Raw genomic sequence first — 17,594 nt, forward strand, 5'->3', positions numbered from 1 at the left:
AAAGCAGAAAACGCAAAGGCCCGCTAAAAAGCGGGCCTTTGTGCGTACGGTTGCGCGAGGTATTGCTCGCGCGTAGCGCTAATCGAGATTAACGGTCGCGCTGGCCGTTGCCGTGACGGCGCGCGTTGCCGCCCGGACGGCCGCCTAGCAGTGCGCCCGGATTCGATTGCGGCTTGCGCTGCGCACGGCCGAGCGCGCTTTCATGCGACACGCCGCGCTGGCTTTCGTGCGCGACGCCGCGCTGGCTTTCGCGGCGCGTGTGCTCGCCACGAGCGCCCGGTGCGCCGTGATTCGCGCTTTGCTGCTTCACCGGCTTGGCAGTGCGCACGCCGTTCGGTGCGGCAGGCTTGGCCGGGCGCTGGCCGCCGTTGTTGCCAACGTTGTTGCCGCCGTTGTTTTGGCGATTGCCACCACCGTTGGCGGTCTGCGCGCGGTTGCCGTCACGGCCACCCTCGCGGCCACCCTCACGGTTGCCGCCACGTGCTTCGCGTCCCTGTGCGGGCTTGGCTGCTGCCGCATTGCTTGCATTGCCTGCCGCACCGCGTCCCTGGCCTTGCCCCTGACGCTGCCCGCGGCCTTGTTGCTGGCCACGGCGCAGGATCGGTTCGGGCTTCGCGTTCGGGTCCGGCTCGAAGCCCGCAATGACCTCTTGCGGCACCGCGCGCTTGATGAGCCTTTCGATGTCTTTCAGGAGCTGATGTTCGTCCACGCAGACGAGCGACACGGCTTCGCCCGTCGCGCCCGCGCGACCGGTGCGGCCGATGCGGTGCACGTAGTCTTCGGGCACGTTCGGCAGGTCGAAGTTGACCACGTGCGGCAACTGGTCGATGTCGATGCCGCGCGCCGCGATGTCGGTGGCCACGAGCACCTGCAGCGTGCCGTCCTTGAATTCGCTCAAGGCGCGCGTGCGGGCCGACTGGCTCTTGTTGCCGTGGATCGCGAGCGCGCTGATGCCGTCCTTGGTGAGCTGCTCGGCGAGACGGTTCGCACCGTGCTTGGTGCGCGTGAACACGAGCACCTGGAACCAGTTGTGCTGGCGGATCAGATGCGTGAGCAACTCGCGCTTGCGGTCGCGATCGACGGGGTAGACCTTCTGCGCGACGGTTTCCGCCGTGGTGTTGCGGCGCGCGACTTCGATGAGCGCGGGCGAGTCGAGCAGGTTGTCGGCGAGCGCCTTGATTTCGTCGGCGAAGGTGGCCGAGAAGAGCAGGTTCTGGCGCTTCGGCGGCAGCTTGGCGAGCACGCGCTTGATGTCGTGGATGAAGCCCATGTCGAGCATGCGGTCGGCTTCGTCGAGCACGAGGATCTCGATGTGCGAGAGATCGATGGTCTTTTGCTGCATGTGGTCGAGCAGACGGCCCGGCGTTGCAACCACGATGTCCACGCCGCGCTTGAGCGCGTCGATCTGCGGATTGATGCCCACGCCGCCGAACATCACCGTCGACTTCAGCTTCAGATACTTGCCGTAGGCGCGTACGCTTTCCTCGACCTGGGCGGCCAGCTCGCGCGTGGGCGTGAGAATGAGCGCGCGCACGACGCGTTTGGCCGTAGCGGCCGGCGGCATGTCGGTCAGACGCTGCAGGATGGGCAGTGTGAAGCCGGCGGTCTTGCCGGTGCCGGTCTGGGCGCCGGCGAGCAGGTCGCCGCCGTTCAGCACGGCGGGAATGGCTTGCGACTGGATGGGCGTGGGTGTGGTGTAGCCAAGTTCATTGACAGCACGGACCAGCGGTTCGGACAAGCCGAGAGAATCGAAAGACATAAAGACCTGTTGTATTGCAGTGGCGCGAGTGGCGAGGCGCTGGCGGTTACGGCGCGCCGCGAGAGCTGCGGTTGCGCCCGCTCGCGTTCATTCGGACGGCGCGCCAGTGCGCGCGCCGCGTGTCGGCGGTCTATGCAGACCCGCCGGCTGGCGTAAAGTTGCATCGCGAGGCCGCGGACACTGCGGCCGCCGCGCGATGGTCTTCGCATTTGCTTCGTGTGCCTCGGCCCGCCCGGTGGCTGACCGGGGTTGCCCCGCAGTTGCCCGATTTGGCCCCGGCGGGGCGCATCACGCGACGTAGCCCGCGACGCTCACGAATTGACAGACGCTCCCGGCGAGCACGAACAGATGCCAGATACCATGTCCGTGCCGGATGCGTTCGTCGTTGACGAAAAAATAAATGCCGACGCTATAGACGATGCCGCCTGCCACCAGCCACGCGGTGCCCGCGGGCGGCAGCGCCCCGATGAGCGGCTTGACCGCGACCAGCGCGAGCCAGCCCATCACCACGTAGAGCACCATCGAAAGCACGCGCGTGCGGCGCCCGAGCGTGAGCTCCTGCACGATCCCGAGCACGGCAAGCCCCCAGCTTACGCCGAAGAGCGACCAGCCCCACGGCCCGCGCAGCGTGACGAGCGAGAACGGAGTATAGCTGCCCGCGATCAGCAGATAGATCGCGGCATGATCGCACTTCTGCAGCACGGCCTTGATGCGCGGTCCGCGCACGCCGTGATACAGCGTGGAGACGGTGTACAGCGCGCACAGCATCGCGCCATAGACGGCGAAGCTCACGACCTTGTACGCGTCGTGATCGAGCGCCCCGAGCGTGACGAGCGAAACCAGCCCTGCGACCGACAGCAACGCGCCCACGAGGTGCGTAATGCTGTTCAGACGCTCACCCGCGTTCATGACGACAACTCCTTGTTCTTCTTGCTCCAGCAATAGCGAAGGGCGCAGCGGGCGGTGTTTTGCCGGCTGCGCCCTTGTCAGGCAGACGCCACTATAGCAAACGCGCGTCAGTCGAGCGGCGCGGAGCGCAGATCGGCCACCTGTTGCGGGGACACCGGCGTGCCCTTGTTGCCCCACGTCATGCGGATGAACGTCACGACCGCCGCCACCTCCTGGTTGGACAGCGCTTGTGCGAACGGCGGCATGCCGTACGGGCGGGCATTGCCCTGCGTGCTGGGCGGATAGCCGCCGTTGAGCACCATACGGATCGGATTCACAGCCGATTTCATCTGGATCGACTGATTGTTCGCGAGCGGCGGGAAGTTCGGCGGCATGCCGAGGCCGTTTTCCGCGTGGCACTTTGCACACTGGTCATGGTAGATCTTCTGACCTTGTTGTAAGAGTTCGCCTCCGAACGCTTCGGACGTTTCCATCTGCATCTGCTCAGGCGCTTCCTTCTTTTGCGGAATCGTCTTGAGATACGTCGCCATCGCCTGGATATCGTCTTCCGAGAGATATTGCAGACTGTTATGAATGACGTCCGCCATCGGGCCAAACACCGCGCCGCGTTCCGAGACGCCGGTCTTCAGCAGGCTCGAAATGTCCTTGATGTCCCAATCGCCGAGGCCGCCTTCACTCGAGGTGAGCGAGGGCGCGTACCAGTTCTGCAGCGGGATCAGGCCGCCCGCGAACGCCGACGAGTTGACCGGCCCGCCCATCATGTTGATCGACGTGTGGCACATGGCGCAGTGGCCGAGGCCCTCGACCAGATACGCGCCACGGTTCCATTCGACCGATTTGGTCGGGTCGGGCTTGTACTCGCCTTCACGGAAGAACAGCGTGCGCCAGCCGATCAGCAGGTTGCGGTTGTTGAACGGGAACTTGAGCTCGTGCGGGCGGCTCGGCACGTTCACCGGCGGCACCGAGCGCAGGTACGCGTAGATCGCGTCCGAGTCGGCGCGCGAGACCTTCGTGTAGCTCGTGAACGGGAAGGCCGGATAGAGCAGGCTGCCGTCCTTCGAGCGGCCCGTGTGCATGGCGCGATAGAAGTCGTCGGCGCTCCACTTGCCGATGCCGTACTGGTCGTCGGGCGTGATGTTCGGCGTATAGAGCGTGCCGAACGGTGTCGCCATCGGCAGGCCGCCCGCGAAGAGCTGGCCGCCGCGCACGGTATGGCAGGCGACGCAGTCGCCGGCGCGCGCGAGATACTCGCCCTTCTTGATGAGGTCGGACTGGTCGACGGGCGTGGCCGCCTGGGCCGAGCTGTTGCGCAGATAGTCGTTGCCGGTCCACAGCACCGGCACGAGCGCGGCGGCGGTGGCGATGACGACTGCGGAAAGTGCGTACAGCGACTTGCGGTTCATATGGCTGTCTCCCCCGGCGCCTTATTGCGGTTCGCTGCCGCAGGCGAGCGGCGTCTTCAAGGAGCCAGCCGCTGCCGGCACGGGATTTTGCGGCGCGCTTTGCGTTGAGAGCCAGGCCGCGACCGCGTTCACGTCGTCATCCGTGAGGCGCGTGGCGACCTCATGCATGCAGTCGGGCGCCTTGGCGTGGCGCGAGCCCGAGCGCCAGGCGCCGATCTGCGCGCTGATGTAGTCAGAATGCAGGCCGACGAGACCCGGAATGGCCTGCTCCATGCCAGTGAGCTTCGCGCCGTGACAGGCCGCGCACGCGGGCACCTGTCGCGCCGGGTCGCCGTGCAGCACGATCTCGCGGCCGTGCGCGAGCGTGCTTTGGCCGACCGTCGGCTTCGAAGGCGGCGGATAGGGCGGCCGCTGCTGCGAGAAGTACGTCGCGATCTCGTGCAGGTAGTCGTCGGAGAGATAGGTGACCAGGTAATTCATCGGAGGGTACTTGCGGCGGCCCTCGCGAAAATTCATCAACTGGTTGTACAGGTACTCCGCCGGTTTGCCGGCGAGGCGCGGGAAGTAGTCGTTGTCGGTCCCCTGGCCGTGCGAGCCGTGACAGGCGGTGCAGCCCTGCACGCGTGCTTCTATCGTGTCGGGGGCCTTGGGCTGTGGGGTCTGGGCGGACGCTGCGCTGAAGATTCCGGTCGTGCCGAACAGCAATGCGGCCAAAAGCGGCGCGGCGAGCGGGATGAGCGGTCTGGAGATACGTCTTGGGGACACGCGTGACTCCATTCTTTATCGTGGACCTGACCAGGCTTCGAACGACCCGGCTTGTAGGCTGCGCGCGATGAAAGCAGAAGACCGTGCGCGCCGCGGCGACGCAGCCGATTCTATCATCGCGGCCTGATAGTGACTATTTGCCGCGTGCGCCACGGAGCCGCCTACGCGGGCTTGTCCGGACACGATTGCGGCAGAGGGTCGCAACGTCGCCGGTTATGATTCTGCACCTGTTGGCCGATCCGTGACTCGGGATTGACCCTGCTTGCGCGTCACTGCATGCCATGCGCATCGGGGGTGTTGCAAGCGTAGTTGAACCGATCGGCGCGGCGGCTATCGAAGGCAGGCACGTCGCGAAATGGCGCACCCGCGAGCACGCCGGCGCGGTTGCGCCACGGTTGCGTCACGTGGTTGCGTCGAGCTTGCGCGATTGCGCCAACGTCGATATCGATTCCACCTTGTTTTCTTGTTGTTTCCTTGCCACTCGTCTCGATGACTCCAATTGCACTTTCCTTTTCGATGCTGCTGGCACGCGCCGCAAGCCTCGCCCCGCTCCTCGTCTGTCATGAACGCCGGGAGGACGCGGTCCGATGAAAGCTGACTGGCTGTGGATCGGGCAGGTCGCGATGGCCGCCCTCGTGAACATCGCCTATGCGTTTGCGCTGGGCTCGACGCTCTATGGCGCGTGGCTCGAGAAGGACGCGCGCAGCGCGGTCGCGCCTGCGCGGCCCGCATGGCTGCGCGCGCAAACATCGTTGCGGGCGGGCTCGCTCGTACTCGTGATCGCGCTCGCAATCTGGCTGTTGTACGAAAGCGCGTCGATCAGCGGCGGGACCTTGCCCGGGTCGTTCGGCGTCGTGCCGACGGTGCTCGCGCAAACACACGTGGGCCACGCATGGAGCGTCGCGTTCGTGGGCGCGCTGGTGGTGCTCGTCACGGCGCTGATGTCGGCCAGTCCGCTGCGTGACGGCGTGCTATGGCTCGCGCTCATTGCCACAGCCGCCGGACGCGCGGGACTCGGCCATGCCGCCGATGCCGGATTCGCCTCTGCGGCACTCGGCCTGCACACGTTGCACGTGCTGAGCACGAGCGCATGGAGCGGCATCGTGATGGCCGGCGGGCTGGCCGTGCTGCCGGCGCTGGGCGCGTCGACGGCGCGCGGCGTGCTGATCCGCACATCGGAGCAGGTCGCGAACGTGGCGCTCTTCGCCGTGGGACTCGTGCTCGCGACGGGTGTGTTCAACGCTGTGCGTGGCACCGGCGGCTCGCTCGACGCGCTCGCATCGAGCACGTGGGGCCACGTGCTGATCGCCAAGCTCGCGCTCGTCGTGCTGGCCCTGCTGCTGGGCGGCTTCAACCGCATGGCGGTGTTGCCCGAGCTGCGCCGCGCGGCGTCGACGGGCGCGGCGCGCCGCTTTGTCAACGTGCTGCATCTCGAGGCACTGGTGATGATGGCCGTGCTCATCGTCGCGGCCGTGCTCGGGCACAGTGTGCCGGGCTATGTGTTGCAGGGCTGAAACGCCGGGCGAAGTCCGGCTATCGACACGCGCCTGTGCATCGGATACGCGCCTGTGCATTGCTCGCGCGTTGGCGCGCAGTGACGCCGTGCGCGAGCGCAGCGTCACTCGTAGCCGAGCCGGTGACTGAGGATGGGCGAGAAGAAGAGGGCGATGGCGCAGCCGATGGCCTTGCCCTCGAGCTCGGCGAGCGCGAGCACCGACGCAGGGTGCACGATCAGGTCGACGAGCTGCGGCGCGCACCACAGCACCGCGATGCCGATGAAGCTCTGCTCGACAACGAGGATGCGCCAGCCTCGCGTACACGCGACGGCGGCCACGATCACGCGCAACAAGCCAAAGACGACCAGGGCGCCGACGGCGGCCTGTTCGCGGATCAGATAGTCGGGGAGCATCGCGTCCATGTGTATCCCTCTGCGGCGGGGTAGGGGGCTCGCAGGGACTTCAGCAAGGAGCAGGCCAGAGAGGGCCAGGTCGCGCCGCACATTGCGTGCGGATGATGCGCGAAGGGCGCCGGCGCCTTGCGCGGCAGGCCTTCGCAGGCGCTTTCGCTATGTGCGAAAGCGCCATTCGCTGCACCCGCTCGAAGGCGTGGTGCGGCTGTCAGGCCGTAAAGGGGCCTCAAACGTTACGGCGCTGAAACGCACCGCCGCCACGGTGTCACGTAACGCGTATGGCACGGCTGCAAACGTGGCCGATTCCCCGGCGCGCTGGGGCCATGCAACGCGGTGCCTCTTTCACGATCACGCCGGCTAATTCGATCGCTTCGAGATCACCACTCGGCAACGCTGCCGTCCTCGTGACGCCACACCGGATTGCGCCAGCGATGGCCCGTTTTCGCCATCTCGCGCACCTTCTCCTCGTTGACCTCGATACCGAGGCCAGGGCCCTGCGGAATCGACACGAAGCCGTCTTCGTACTTGAAGACCTCGGGGTTCCTGATGTAGTCGAGCAGATCGTTGCCCTTGTTGTAGTGGATGCCGAGGCTCTGTTCCTGGATGAACGCGTTGTAGCTCACCGCGTCGATCTGCAGGCAGGTCGCGAGCGCGATGGGCCCGAGCGGACAGTGCAACGCGAGCGCGACGTCGTAGGCCTCGGCCATGGCGGCGATCTTGCGGCACTCGGTGATGCCGCCCGCGTGCGAGGCATCGGGCTGGATGATGTCCACATAGCCGCCCGCGAGGATGTGCTTGAAGTCCCAGCGCGAGTACAGGCGCTCGCCCAGCGCGATCGGCGTGCTCGTCTGATTGACGATGTCGCGCAGCGCCTCGACGTTCTCCGAGAGCACCGGCTCCTCGATGAACATCAGCTTGTACGGATCGAGCTCCTTCGCGAGTACCTTGGCCATCGGCCTGTGCACGCGGCCATGGAAGTCCACGCCGATGCCGACGTTTGGCCCCACGGCCTCGCGCACCGCCGCCACGTTGTTGATGACGCCTTGTACCTTGTCGAAGGTGTCGATGATCTGCAGCTCTTCGGAGCCGTTCATCTTGACGGCCCTGAAGCCGCGCTCGACCACGGCGCGCGCGTTGTTCGCGACGTCGCTCGGACGGTCGCCGCCGATCCACGAATAGACCTTGATCTTCTCGCGCACCTGGCCGCCGAGCAGCGCATGCACGGGCACGCCATGATGCTTGCCTTTAATATCCCAGAGCGCCTGGTCCACACCCGCGATCGCGCTCATCGAGATGGGGCCGCCGCGATAGAAGCCCCCGCGATACATCACTTGCCAGTGGTCTTCGATGAGCAGCGGGTCCTTGCCGATCAGATAGTCGGCGAGCTCGTCGACGGCGGCCGCAACCGTGTGCGCGCGGCCTTCGATAACAGGCTCGCCCCAGCCGACGATCCCCTCGTCCGTTTCGATCTTGAGAAAGAGCCAGCGAGGCGGCACGACGAAGGTTTCGAGCCGGGTGATTTTCATGTGGTGTCTCCTGTTCGATGAAGCATCACGTCGAGGAGCCCATGCTACTGCAAAAATCGCTTTTAAGTGCTATTAATAGTACTATTTCGCGGAAGCTCCCAGTATCTGGGCTTTTACGACGAACACAACACCCAGGAGAACGGCGATTCAGCGCGATCTGCATGGCACGGTGGCATTCGAACTCGGCAGCGCGATCCTGCGCGGCGACTACGCGCCCGCCGAAACACTGCCCCGCGAGGCCGAACTCATGGCGGCTTTCGAGGTGAGCCGCACGGTGTTGCGCGAGGCGTTGCGCACGCTCACCTCGAAGGGACTCGTGGAATCGCGTCCGAAGGTGGGCACGCGGGTGCGCGAGCGCGCGGCGTGGAACCTGCTCGACGCCGACGTGCTCGACTGGTACGCGCGCGTCGCGCCGCCGCTCGCGTTCGCGCTCAAGCTCCAGGAAATGCGCGAGATGATTGAACCGTTCGCGGCGGGACTGGCCGCGAGCGCGCACGATGCGCACGCGCTCGAGCGGCTCGAGCACGCGCACAGCGCGATGGCGCAAGCGCGCAACGTGGACGAATGGGTGCGCGCCGACCTGCGCTTTCACCTGGCCGTGCTGGCGGCGTGCCGCAACGAGCTGCTGGTGCCACTCGGCACGCTGATCGAGCGCACGCTCGAAGGCCAGTTGCGCGTGAACGCGAAGCGCGCGGACGTGTTCAACGCGGCGCTGCCCGATCACACGGCGGTGTTCGAAGCCATCGGCCAACGCGATGCGCACGCGGCGAGCGCCGCAATGGCGGCGCTGCTGCGCGTGACGCGCGAGCGTATCGAAGGGTGAGGGAAAGGACGTCGGGGTTTGCTATTCTCTTGGGCGTCGTGCCAGTACCGCGCTGTTCGGCGCCCTCATGTACTTCAATCCCGCACCGCAGTCCGGCAAATTCCGCAAACGTTTGACGCAATGAAAGACGGCTCCCCTCGACTCGATAACGCAACGCTGCTTGAAATCATCCGCGCGCAATCCGACATTGCGCGGCTCGGGCTCGACCTCGGCGGTGTGATGGCCTTCGTCGCGCAGCGGGCCGAACAGCTAACCGGCGCGCAAGGCGCCGCGGTCGAGCTCGCCGAAGGCGCCGAGATGGTGTATCGCGCGGCCTCGGGCAGCGTCGAGAACATGCTGGGGCTGCGTCTCGCGCGCGAGACGAGCCTCTCCGGGCTGTGCGTGAGCACCGGCGAAATCCTGCGCTGCGACGACTCGGAGACCGACCCACGCGTGGATCGCGAAGCGTGCCGGCGCGCGGGGCTGCGCTCGATGATCGTCACGCCGCTCAAGCATCTGGAAACCACGGTGGGCGTGCTGAAAGTGGTGGCGCCCGAAGTGGGCGCATTCGGCGAAGAGGATATCGAAGCGCTCTCGCTGATCTCCGGGCTGATCGCGGCCGCGATGTTCCATGCCGCGCGCTACGAGACGAGCGAGCTTTACATGCAAGCCACGCACGACGCGCTCACGGGCTTGCCCAACCGCGCGCTGTTCTACGACCGTCTGCGCCAGTCGGTCGATCTGGCGGCGCGTTCGGCGGGCGGGCTGGGCGTGCTCAATCTCGACATGGATGGCTTGAAACCGATCAACGACCGTTACGGCCACCGGGCGGGAGACGCGGCCATCAAGGAGACAGCTGCGCGCATCGCGAAGAATTGCCGACGCGTGGATACGGCTGCGCGCGTGGGCGGTGATGAATTTGCGATGATCCTCCCCGGTATCGGCACGCGTCTGGATGCCGAGGCGCATAGCCGGCGCATCGAGGAGAAGGTGCGTGAGCCGTTCGAGTTCGAGGGGCGGCCGATCGAGTTGGGCGTGAGCGTGGGGATCGCGGTGCTGCCAGAGGACGGTGTGGAGATGACCGGCCTGATCGATCGCGCCGATCAGGCGATGTATGAGGCGAAGCGGGGGAGGAAGGTTCTGTAGCGCTGCGTGTTGCGGACGGGTGGCCGCAGCGGGCAGGCATTTATCGGCGCTTCCTGCGTGCTACCATACGCATTACATTTGTGATGCGCGGAGAGCCCGATGAAGACTGCAACCATGCCCCCATTGCGCGTTGACCCCGAACTGCGCCAGGCCGCCGAAGACGTGCTCCATGAAAATGAATCGTTGTCCGCATTCATGGAGGCCGCATTGCGGGAGGGTGTCGCACGTCGCCGAATGCAGCGCGAGTTCGTCTTGCGAGGGCTCGATGCACGGGAGCAGGCCCATCGCGACAACGAGTATTTCGACGCCGATGACGTGCACAACCAGCTTGAAGACATGCTGAACGCGGCGAGGAAAGCGGGGTGAATTTCCGTGTCCGCTACACACGCGGCGCGCGTGACGATCTCGAAAGGCTCTATGGATTTTTGCTCCAGCGCGATGTGGAGGCGGCGGCACGCGCGCTCGAAGCTATCCGCAAGGCTGCGGATCTGCTGAGCAGTTTTCCATTCACATGCCGCAAAGTTGACGATGCCAACCCATTCCTGCGCGAATTGGTCATTTCATTTGGTGGCTCGGGCTATGTCGCCTTGTTCGAAATTGAAGGCGAACCAGCAGGCGAGGCGGCTTCGGCTGACCAGGTGAATCGGTACATCACGATTCTTGCCGTTCGTCATCAGCGCGAGGATGACTACCACTGACCGAATGACGGAGCTGAATCAACGAGACCAGAACGGGCGTTGATGGATCGCTGAAATAGAAAAAGCCGCTGTTCCTTGCGGAACAGCGGCTTTCGCATTTGGTGGCGAATCAGGGAGGAGACCCTGAAAGTCACATTCAGTGCGCAAGTCATTATTAATCAATGACTTAGAGAAATCGCCTTTCCGCGCTTTGTACTGGGTCTTTGTACCAGAATTGACATTCCGCGACAAGCCACGTACTGCCTTGAGGTGTGCCATGGGCATCGTATCCGACTCATTTGTGCCAATCTGACATTGTCATGCTGTGAGTTCGTGTTTGTTTGACATTGTCATTTTGTCGTCTATACTGTCCCTGACATTGTCGGAGGAAAGTCGATATGCGCGACGACTTGCACAAGACGGTTCCATTGTCTCGCTCTTGGGGGCGAGTACTTCGGCGTCTGTCGAAAGACCGCTGGACTCCAGAGGAGCTCGCGCCTCTGATTGTTGCTACGGTGCAAGGTGACCTAGCAACCAACGACGACACGGGCCTGCAGGCCGTCGACAATGTTCTAAATGAGAGTTATGTCGACCTCTTCGATGACGGCGAGGAGAAGATGCAGTTGGCGTTGCATCGAATTCAAGAAGGCCCACTCTCAGTCGTGGCACGTACGACTTGCGAAATTGCGCTTGGGGTGCTGGCGATACACGGGATGTCGGACAGTTTTCGGAATCAGGTAACCAACGCGGTAGGCGAACTACACGCCCGCGACCAATTGGAGCACATGGTTTCACGAATTTCCTCGACCCATAGTCTGGATGAGGCGAGGCAAGTGCGAAACGTACTCGAGCGAGCTTTCACGCTGTGTGATTTCTCCGTCAAAGTCAGCCGTCCCCCGAAACGCGCTAACAAGTCCGTCGACGAACTCTTATCCACTGAGCTACCGCTGGGACTGTGAGCGTGAACCATAATTTCTTGCCTCCGACCGAAGGCACCGTCACCGTCGTCGAGTCTGGTTCGTTTCTCATCAAGGGAAATCATTCACAAGTACCCCTCGGTGAGGGGTTGGCCATTCAGGCCGGATTGCTGCACGAGGTTTGCTTTACGGAAGTAAGCCCCCTTTCGTGTGACCTGACGGTGCTTCTTGGCGCTGTCAAGTACGCTGACAGGTCCGTCCGCCGCAAGCATGGTAACGGTTGGGCGCGTCAACTCCGGTTGACTGTGCCGGTCTACGAACTTGCTACTTGGAGGCGCGACGAAGTTGCATCGGCTTTGATGGACGCCCTCCAGTATCTAACTGGCGATGCATGGCAGTTTTATTTCGTGAAGAGGAAAAGGAAGCCGGCTCAGTCTGGGCAAAGACCGCTTCTCGACTCGCCTGACAGGCGTCGTGTTTTTATTCCGTTCAGCCATGGACTGGATAGCTTCGCACAAAGCCAACTGCTGCGGACGGGTGACACGGAAATGGATGTCATTCCCGTCCACTTGCGGTCGGGAAGCGTGGAGGGCACGCTGAAGTCGATTGGCCGGCTTGCCAAACACAGGCTTGTCCCAATCCCGGTCTCTGCAAGAGTGAGTGAGCGTAGTCACTCCGAACAGAGTTTCCGTACGCGCCCATTCTTGTACGACGGACTGGCAGCTTATGCTGCGGTGTTGTCCGGTGGCGGTGAGGTCGTTATTCCTGAGAATGGCCAGGGTAGCCTGGGTGGCTCGTTGGTCAGACTAGGGGCAGAGGCTCCACACAGGAGCTGTCATCCGGGTTTCACGACGCGTCTCGGACGGTTCTTCAAACATCTGAGCGGGCGTGACGTAACCTTCGTTCATCCCGCGCTGTTTCAGACGAAAGGGCAGGTGCTCGGGAAACTGTTGCAAGTTCAGCCGGACAGTCAAACGTGGCTAGCTGAACATCCCTCCTGCTCGTATGATGCGCGCCACGCGAATCGTAATCGCAAGAAGGTGCATTGTGGCGTCTGTGGCAACTGCTTGCTGCGGCGGATGTCATTGCAAGCAGCGAATATCGTGGACACGACCGACTATAAAGTGACCGACTTACATGCGAAGTCACTCGAACAGGCCATGGTCGAGGACGACAAACTGCTCACTCCCGGGGCATACCATGACATCGCACGCAACGCGGCCCGAAGCATGCAGCGATTAGCTGACCTTGCTGGTGCTGGTGCGCGATATCGTGTCGCTGCGGAGGCGGCCAGTCTCGCAGAATATTTGGGGCGCTCGCAAAGCGAAGTGCGGGGGGCGCTAGACCAAATGCTTGAACAACACAGCCGCGAATGGACAGGCTTCCTGGAGTACAACGGGAGGTCGTCTTGGGCGGCACAACTCGCACGGGATTGAAATGGAATTCGAACTGAAAGTTCGACCCGAAGTGCTTGGCGCACGCCTGAAATCTGCTCGAACGATTAGTCGTTTGACCCAGGAGGCCGCTGCTAATGCACTCGGCATGGCAAGAACGACCGTTGTAGCCATTGAAGCAGGTAAGCGTCAGGTCAGCATGGACGAATTGCGCGCCATGGCGGAATTGTATGGCGCTTCAGAAATCGACTTGCTTGACGACGGGTCTGCGCCGGTTGAGATGCAGGTCCAGTTCCGAAGCAGCGCACCACAACGCGGTGGGGTAGATGATGAGGGACTCGTAGCTTCGATGCTGAATAGGCTGGCCACGTCGGTGGTTCAGCTAGAGTCCTTGGTGGGTATGCCAGCACCTCGTGTAGACATCCCCTTTGTACCATTATCGCGTGAGGAGCCAATAGAACAGCAGGCGGAAGATGCTGCTTTGGCCGTGCGAGCCAGGCTTGGCCTTGGGATGGGTCCTATTCAAGACCTAAATGCCCTGCTGGAGTCGGAGCTTGGCCTTCGGGTATTCGAGAGACCTCTGCCTTCGCGCATCAGCGGAGCTATGGCGTTCTCGGAGCAGGTTGGCGGCTTTGTTCTCGTCAACCTGAAACATCCGATTTACAGGCGGCGAGTTACTGCAGCGCATGAGCTTGCCCATGCGGTTCTAAGGAAGTCGGGACTCACCGTGCACTTCGAGGATGATTCATTTGAAGACAGGGAAGAGCGGTTCTGCGACGTCTTCGGTAGCTGCTTGCTTATGCCGGCGGCTACTATGCGCAAGAAGGCTGCTGAACTAAAAAAGCTTGTGGGGCGATTCACTGTGCGCGAGTTGCTGACGATGACCTTGTACTTCAATGTGTCAATGGAAGCGTTAGTTCGACGTATGGTGGCTCTCAAACTGCTGCCACCGGGCACCTATGAACGACTCAAGGATGACGGACTCAGCCTGAAGCATCAAGCAGCAGTAAGAGATGAGCTTGGCCTTACGCCGGAGCCGCCAAGGTTCACTGCACGCACGATGTTGCTGGCTGCGGCTGCCCATGCGCGTGAGTTGCTGACCGAGCAGCAGATTGCATCCATGCTGGAGCTTGACTTACTGACGGTGCGAAAAGCATTGGATGAAGGCTATCAGGACGGACAGGGGGAGACGCTTGAGCTGGTTTCGTGACCACATGCCTAACGGGCAGCTTGTTCTGGATGCAAGCGTTCTCATTAATCTGCTTGGATGCTGTGCTGCTGCTGAGGTCTTTAGTACGCTCGACCTGCCTTGCATTGTCGAGGAGAAGGTTTTCGGCGAGATTTCTCGGCATCCGATTCCTGGGCTCTGCCACACCGAGGAACTACAGGCTCTTCAGAATGCCGGGTTCATTGAACGGGTGAGAATGGGGGAAGAGGAATATTCAAGCTTTCTGAGCCTCATTCAGGCGCCATTGGGCCAACGGTTAGACGCGGGGGAGAGCGCGACATTGGTAGTAGCTCAACAGCGGGGGCTATCTGTGGTCATCGACGAGAACAAGGCTCGTTCCTACATTCGGAGCAACATGCCTCGGGTTGCTGCAGTGAGCACCTTGAAGCTACTAATTTCTGCGACGGTCCGCTTGGGGAAAGACGCGGTATACCTCCAAGAACTCGTGGCGGCGGCACGCAAAAATTCCAGAATGGGCGTTCCAAAAGATGAGAAGCAATTGTTGGTCGATGTTCTTGCTATTGAACGCCTGCAATAGTCGTGTCACGGCGTTCGCGGCTTGTGGCTAGACGACCGGGCACCTCGACTGCTGCTTGTAGGGGGCTGCGGTGGTATTCCTAGGTAACATCTCCGACATTGCTCAAATAATGAACAAGAAGGAAAAAGTACGATGCCGATAAATCGCTTTCGAACGGGAAATGTTGCAACCGAAGAGGACGGTGCAGAGCTAATTCTTAAGAAGCTTAACGCAGCAAGGTGGGAGCTCAAATATAAGCCCTCGCAAAAAGCTATCGACATTGCCAAGCAGTGGATTGACGGATTCGTTGCACCCAAGAGGGCCTTGTTGCTGGCTGATGGGGACGGTGAAAAAAAGATAGTCTCGACCTATCCACTGAATACGAACGCAGCAAGCCCGTCCTTCTTGCAGCCAAAGTACGACCGCCTTCGCGCAATTACGTTTTCCGGTTTTCGAACTATCCCCGGTTGGTTTGCCTTCGACGATGACGACGGTGATAACGATGACGTGACTTGGCCTCAGAACCTGGACGACATCAAGGAATTTTTCCAAGATTTGCCATCGGGATTTGTTCGGGACCCATATTTCGGGTTGGGGTTGAACTACGACCTTCGATTCATCACCGATGCGGTTGAAGAACTTAGCGGTGTCAAAACACTAAAGATTTTCAAGGGGAAAGGCGAGTCCCCGACTTACAAAGGCTCGACATATTCGATTTCTGCAAAGCTATTCGATGAAACGCGAAAGGCAGTCAATCGCGCACACGAAAAGGCGTTGCAGGTTGCAAGCTCGGAGAAGGTTGCATATGTAAGCAACACACTGCTCAATTCTGTCGATGCAAAGAAATATCCGATTAAGAGTCCTCGATATCGAAAGGATTCTATTGTTCAGGCACTCGGCGCGACACCACCCAAAGACGTTCCGCTGTCCGCAGCTGACCGGCAGGCGGTAGTCGCCACTGTGACAAGCGCATGCAAGCAACTGAACCAATCAAATGCAGCACAGTTGCTGGCGCTATCGCACGAAATCGAAATTGTTAGCCTAGAAGCGCTAGTTGAAAGAATGCAGGAGATGCTTTCGAAGCAGTTGAACGAAGCGGCTTGGCAGGAATTCTTTCGTGACAATCAGTTTGTTCTAAGGCTCGCGTTTGGATTCCCAGTGGTGAAGGTTGGTGAACAATTTTCTGTCGGAGGCAGAAAATTCGATGGTTCAGGTGACAAGATTAGCGATTTTGCTATGAAGGCCGCCGCAACCGGCAACCTTGGTCTGGTTGAAATTAAAACGCCGAAAACTGCACTACTCGAAAAGGCAGCTTATCGGAGCAAAGTTTATGCGCCGAGTCGAGAGCTATCGGGGGCGGTTAATCAGGTCCTCGACCAGGCACACAATCTGCAAAAGAACTTGCCCCTACTAAAGGAAAGTTCACAGGATTTGTCGTTAGAGGCCTACGCAATTAATGGGGTAGTCATCGCAGGAAGAAACCTCACCGACAGGGCACAGCAGAAGTCGTTCGAACTGTTCCGGAATAGTCTCAGGTTTGTGCTAGTTATCACCTTTGACGAGTTGCTTCAGAAATTGCAGCACCTCGTCGAGGTACTGCGGCCGGCAGCATAAGGATTGGCGGTCTACGCGTTTTGCTGCGGCCCCGCAGGTGATTGCTCCCTCACCTCAGATAGGCGATGCGTCTGATAGACGAAAACTTCCTTATTTCTGCGCAGAAATCTGGCTGGAGACGGATGTTGAACGGTGTGTGGTCTTTGTCAGACGCCGCAAGTTTTTTGAATATCTGCCGATATAGGAGCGGTGAATCAGCACTAGTTTATGCCTCCCGTTCCCGTTTATAAGAGGACAATGCGTTGACGATGGACTTCAACTTCAAAGGGCTGCACCCAGCTTTCCTGGAGGCGGTCAACCGGCACGAACCATCCATTGCCTTTGCACTCGCAGAAGGCAAGGGTAAGTTCGTCTTTCTGCTGTTCATGGCGACAGACTCGGCGGGGCGCATAGTGTGGGGCGCGCTTGAGATGTTTATACTCCTCGCCAATACCCAGAAGATGCTGAGATTCAAACTGCTGGGGAACCACAAAATCGCGGGCGATTTCAAGGTGCGGCTGACCGAAGGCGACAAGCAGGCCATTCGAGCGGAACTCGGCCTAGGTGGAGCTGCCGGAGGCCCCGCCTTTGTCCTTCTCGACTTCCTAAGCAAGCTGAATGGGATGATTCCGGCGTCTATTCCGTTGGAAGCGAAAGTCGCTGTAATCAAGGGCGAGAGCAAGGCAATTAACGCTCACTGCAAGAGCTACCTCGACGATGCCACCAAGGTGTATCTCCTTGCTGCGAGGCCGTTACCAAACGGTAAGCGACCGAGAGAGGAGACGTTGCGCAAGCTCTACATGCTTGATGCCGAGCCGTCTGCTATTGCGGCACTTATCCGGAACCTCAAAATGATACGTTGGACGACTTACTGGACGGCGACGAAGCCCGCGTCAGATAGGTTTGCCGAAACCTTTGCCAAGGTTGCTGGTCTCGTGGCCAAGTCGTAACGGACTGCACTTCAACATCGGGACGCAGGGGCGACAAAATTTTCCGCGCAGAAATCCCACGGCAGCAGCATTGCGACTGGCCTCGTCAGGCCGATGACC

18 protein-coding genes are annotated in these 17,594 nt (G+C 61.2%); 11 read left to right on the plus strand and 7 right to left on the minus strand.

The window, feature by feature from the left end:
• Positions 1 to 88 precede the first annotated feature (88 nt).
• From EYW47_RS07785 to EYW47_RS07800, 4 genes are all read right to left on the minus strand, one after another.
• Entirely contained in the window at positions 89 to 1,759 is a 1,671-nt protein-coding gene (locus tag EYW47_RS07785; protein ID WP_133194305.1) for a DEAD/DEAH box helicase, read from the minus strand.
• A 288-nt stretch (positions 1,760 to 2,047) separates the two neighbouring features.
• Positions 2,048 to 2,668, minus strand: coding sequence for a PAQR family membrane homeostasis protein TrhA (gene trhA / locus EYW47_RS07790; protein WP_133194306.1), 621 nt, complete (start codon positions 2,666 to 2,668; stop codon positions 2,048 to 2,050).
• Positions 2,669 to 2,775: 107 nt separating this feature from the next.
• Positions 2,776 to 4,071 carry a c-type cytochrome gene (locus EYW47_RS07795; RefSeq protein ID WP_133194307.1) on the minus strand — a complete coding sequence of 432 codons (1,296 nt, stop codon included), beginning with the start codon at positions 4,069 to 4,071 and terminating at the stop codon, positions 2,776 to 2,778.
• 21 nt (positions 4,072 to 4,092) lie between these two features.
• Positions 4,093 to 4,848: a c-type cytochrome gene (locus EYW47_RS07800; protein WP_133194308.1), complete on the minus strand. Its 756-nt coding sequence runs from the start codon at positions 4,846 to 4,848 to the stop codon at positions 4,093 to 4,095.
• Positions 4,849 to 5,423: 575 nt separating this feature from the next.
• On the opposite strand from EYW47_RS07800, the gene EYW47_RS07805 reads away from it, so the two are divergent.
• Positions 5,424 to 6,350, plus strand: coding sequence for a CopD family protein (locus EYW47_RS07805; RefSeq protein ID WP_133194309.1), 927 nt, complete (start codon positions 5,424 to 5,426; stop codon positions 6,348 to 6,350).
• A gap of 104 nt (positions 6,351 to 6,454) precedes the next feature.
• On the opposite strand, the gene EYW47_RS07810 is transcribed toward EYW47_RS07805, so the two are convergent.
• Positions 6,455 to 6,754: a hypothetical protein gene (locus EYW47_RS07810; protein WP_133194310.1), complete on the minus strand. Its 300-nt coding sequence runs from the start codon at positions 6,752 to 6,754 to the stop codon at positions 6,455 to 6,457.
• 368 nt (positions 6,755 to 7,122) lie between these two features.
• The gene (gene dgoD / locus EYW47_RS07815) at positions 7,123 to 8,271 is read right to left on the minus strand and encodes a galactonate dehydratase (protein WP_133194311.1); all 1,149 of its coding nucleotides are present in this window, start codon (positions 8,269 to 8,271) and stop codon (positions 7,123 to 7,125) included.
• A gap of 103 nt (positions 8,272 to 8,374) precedes the next feature.
• Between dgoD and EYW47_RS07820 the strand changes: the two genes are divergently transcribed.
• From EYW47_RS07820 to EYW47_RS07835, 4 genes are all read left to right on the plus strand, one after another.
• Positions 8,375 to 9,094, plus strand: coding sequence for a FadR/GntR family transcriptional regulator (locus tag EYW47_RS07820; RefSeq protein WP_240763625.1), 720 nt, complete (start codon positions 8,375 to 8,377; stop codon positions 9,092 to 9,094).
• A gap of 120 nt (positions 9,095 to 9,214) precedes the next feature.
• Positions 9,215 to 10,219: a sensor domain-containing diguanylate cyclase gene (locus tag EYW47_RS07825; RefSeq protein WP_133194313.1), complete on the plus strand. Its 1,005-nt coding sequence runs from the start codon at positions 9,215 to 9,217 to the stop codon at positions 10,217 to 10,219.
• Positions 10,220 to 10,318: 99 nt separating this feature from the next.
• Entirely contained in the window at positions 10,319 to 10,585 is a 267-nt protein-coding gene (locus EYW47_RS07830) for a YlcI/YnfO family protein (protein ID WP_133194314.1), read from the plus strand.
• Positions 10,582 to 10,917, plus strand: a complete 336-nt coding sequence (locus EYW47_RS07835; RefSeq protein WP_133194315.1) for a type II toxin-antitoxin system RelE/ParE family toxin — start codon at positions 10,582 to 10,584, stop codon at positions 10,915 to 10,917. Before EYW47_RS07830 ends, EYW47_RS07835 begins: the two co-directional genes overlap by 4 nt.
• 18 nt (positions 10,918 to 10,935) lie before the next feature.
• Here the strand turns inward: EYW47_RS07835 and EYW47_RS41325 are convergent, their stop codons facing one another.
• Positions 10,936 to 11,175, minus strand: a complete 240-nt coding sequence (locus EYW47_RS41325) for a hypothetical protein (RefSeq protein WP_133194316.1) — start codon at positions 11,173 to 11,175, stop codon at positions 10,936 to 10,938.
• Between the two features lie 119 nt (positions 11,176 to 11,294).
• On the opposite strand from EYW47_RS41325, the gene EYW47_RS07845 reads away from it, so the two are divergent.
• From EYW47_RS07845 to EYW47_RS07870, 6 genes are all read left to right on the plus strand, one after another.
• Positions 11,295 to 11,855 (plus strand): hypothetical protein, encoded by a 561-nt coding sequence (locus EYW47_RS07845; RefSeq protein WP_113045572.1) that lies wholly within the window; start codon positions 11,295 to 11,297, stop codon positions 11,853 to 11,855.
• A 2-nt stretch (positions 11,856 to 11,857) separates the two neighbouring features.
• On the plus strand, positions 11,858 to 13,249 hold the full coding sequence (locus EYW47_RS07850) for a hypothetical protein (protein WP_133194317.1): 1,392 nt from the start codon (positions 11,858 to 11,860) through the stop codon (positions 13,247 to 13,249).
• Position 13,250: 1 nt separating this feature from the next.
• The gene (locus EYW47_RS07855) at positions 13,251 to 14,417 is read left to right on the plus strand and encodes an XRE family transcriptional regulator (protein WP_133194318.1); all 1,167 of its coding nucleotides are present in this window, start codon (positions 13,251 to 13,253) and stop codon (positions 14,415 to 14,417) included.
• Positions 14,401 to 14,973 carry a PIN domain-containing protein gene (locus EYW47_RS07860; RefSeq protein WP_133194319.1) on the plus strand — a complete coding sequence of 191 codons (573 nt, stop codon included), beginning with the start codon at positions 14,401 to 14,403 and terminating at the stop codon, positions 14,971 to 14,973. The genes EYW47_RS07855 and EYW47_RS07860 overlap by 17 nt, the downstream gene beginning before the upstream one ends.
• Positions 14,974 to 15,105: 132 nt before the next feature.
• On the plus strand, positions 15,106 to 16,566 hold the full coding sequence (locus tag EYW47_RS07865; RefSeq protein WP_133194320.1) for a Shedu immune nuclease family protein: 1,461 nt from the start codon (positions 15,106 to 15,108) through the stop codon (positions 16,564 to 16,566).
• Positions 16,567 to 16,814: 248 nt separating this feature from the next.
• Positions 16,815 to 17,495 carry a hypothetical protein gene (locus EYW47_RS07870; protein ID WP_133194321.1) on the plus strand — a complete coding sequence of 227 codons (681 nt, stop codon included), beginning with the start codon at positions 16,815 to 16,817 and terminating at the stop codon, positions 17,493 to 17,495.
• Positions 17,496 to 17,594: the final 99 nt, after the last annotated feature.

This window comes from Paraburkholderia silviterrae, assembly GCF_004353915.1.
GTDB classification, from domain to species: Bacteria; Pseudomonadota; Gammaproteobacteria; order Burkholderiales; family Burkholderiaceae; genus Paraburkholderia; species Paraburkholderia silviterrae.

Coding starts and splice junctions, on each gene's coding strand:
- EYW47_RS07855 (WP_133194318.1), top strand. CDS start 13,251: ATGGAATTCGAACTGAAAGTTCGACCCGAAGTGCTTGGCGCACGCCTG.
- EYW47_RS07865 (WP_133194320.1), top strand. CDS start 15,106: ATGCCGATAAATCGCTTTCGAACGGGAAATGTTGCAACCGAAGAGGAC.
- EYW47_RS07825 (WP_133194313.1), top strand. CDS start 9,215: ATGAAAGACGGCTCCCCTCGACTCGATAACGCAACGCTGCTTGAAATC.
- EYW47_RS07810 (WP_133194310.1), bottom strand. CDS start 6,754: ATGGACGCGATGCTCCCCGACTATCTGATCCGCGAACAGGCCGCCGTC.
- EYW47_RS07800 (WP_133194308.1), bottom strand. CDS start 4,848: ATGGAGTCACGCGTGTCCCCAAGACGTATCTCCAGACCGCTCATCCCG.
- EYW47_RS41325 (WP_133194316.1), bottom strand. CDS start 11,175: ATGGCACACCTCAAGGCAGTACGTGGCTTGTCGCGGAATGTCAATTCT.
- EYW47_RS07830 (WP_133194314.1), top strand. CDS start 10,319: ATGAAGACTGCAACCATGCCCCCATTGCGCGTTGACCCCGAACTGCGC.
- EYW47_RS07845 (WP_113045572.1), top strand. CDS start 11,295: ATGCGCGACGACTTGCACAAGACGGTTCCATTGTCTCGCTCTTGGGGG.
- EYW47_RS07805 (WP_133194309.1), top strand. CDS start 5,424: ATGAAAGCTGACTGGCTGTGGATCGGGCAGGTCGCGATGGCCGCCCTC.
- EYW47_RS07795 (WP_133194307.1), bottom strand. CDS start 4,071: ATGAACCGCAAGTCGCTGTACGCACTTTCCGCAGTCGTCATCGCCACC.
- EYW47_RS07785 (WP_133194305.1), bottom strand. CDS start 1,759: ATGTCTTTCGATTCTCTCGGCTTGTCCGAACCGCTGGTCCGTGCTGTC.
- trhA (WP_133194306.1), bottom strand. CDS start 2,668: ATGAACGCGGGTGAGCGTCTGAACAGCATTACGCACCTCGTGGGCGCG.
- EYW47_RS07870 (WP_133194321.1), top strand. CDS start 16,815: ATGGACTTCAACTTCAAAGGGCTGCACCCAGCTTTCCTGGAGGCGGTC.
- dgoD (WP_133194311.1), bottom strand. CDS start 8,271: ATGAAAATCACCCGGCTCGAAACCTTCGTCGTGCCGCCTCGCTGGCTC.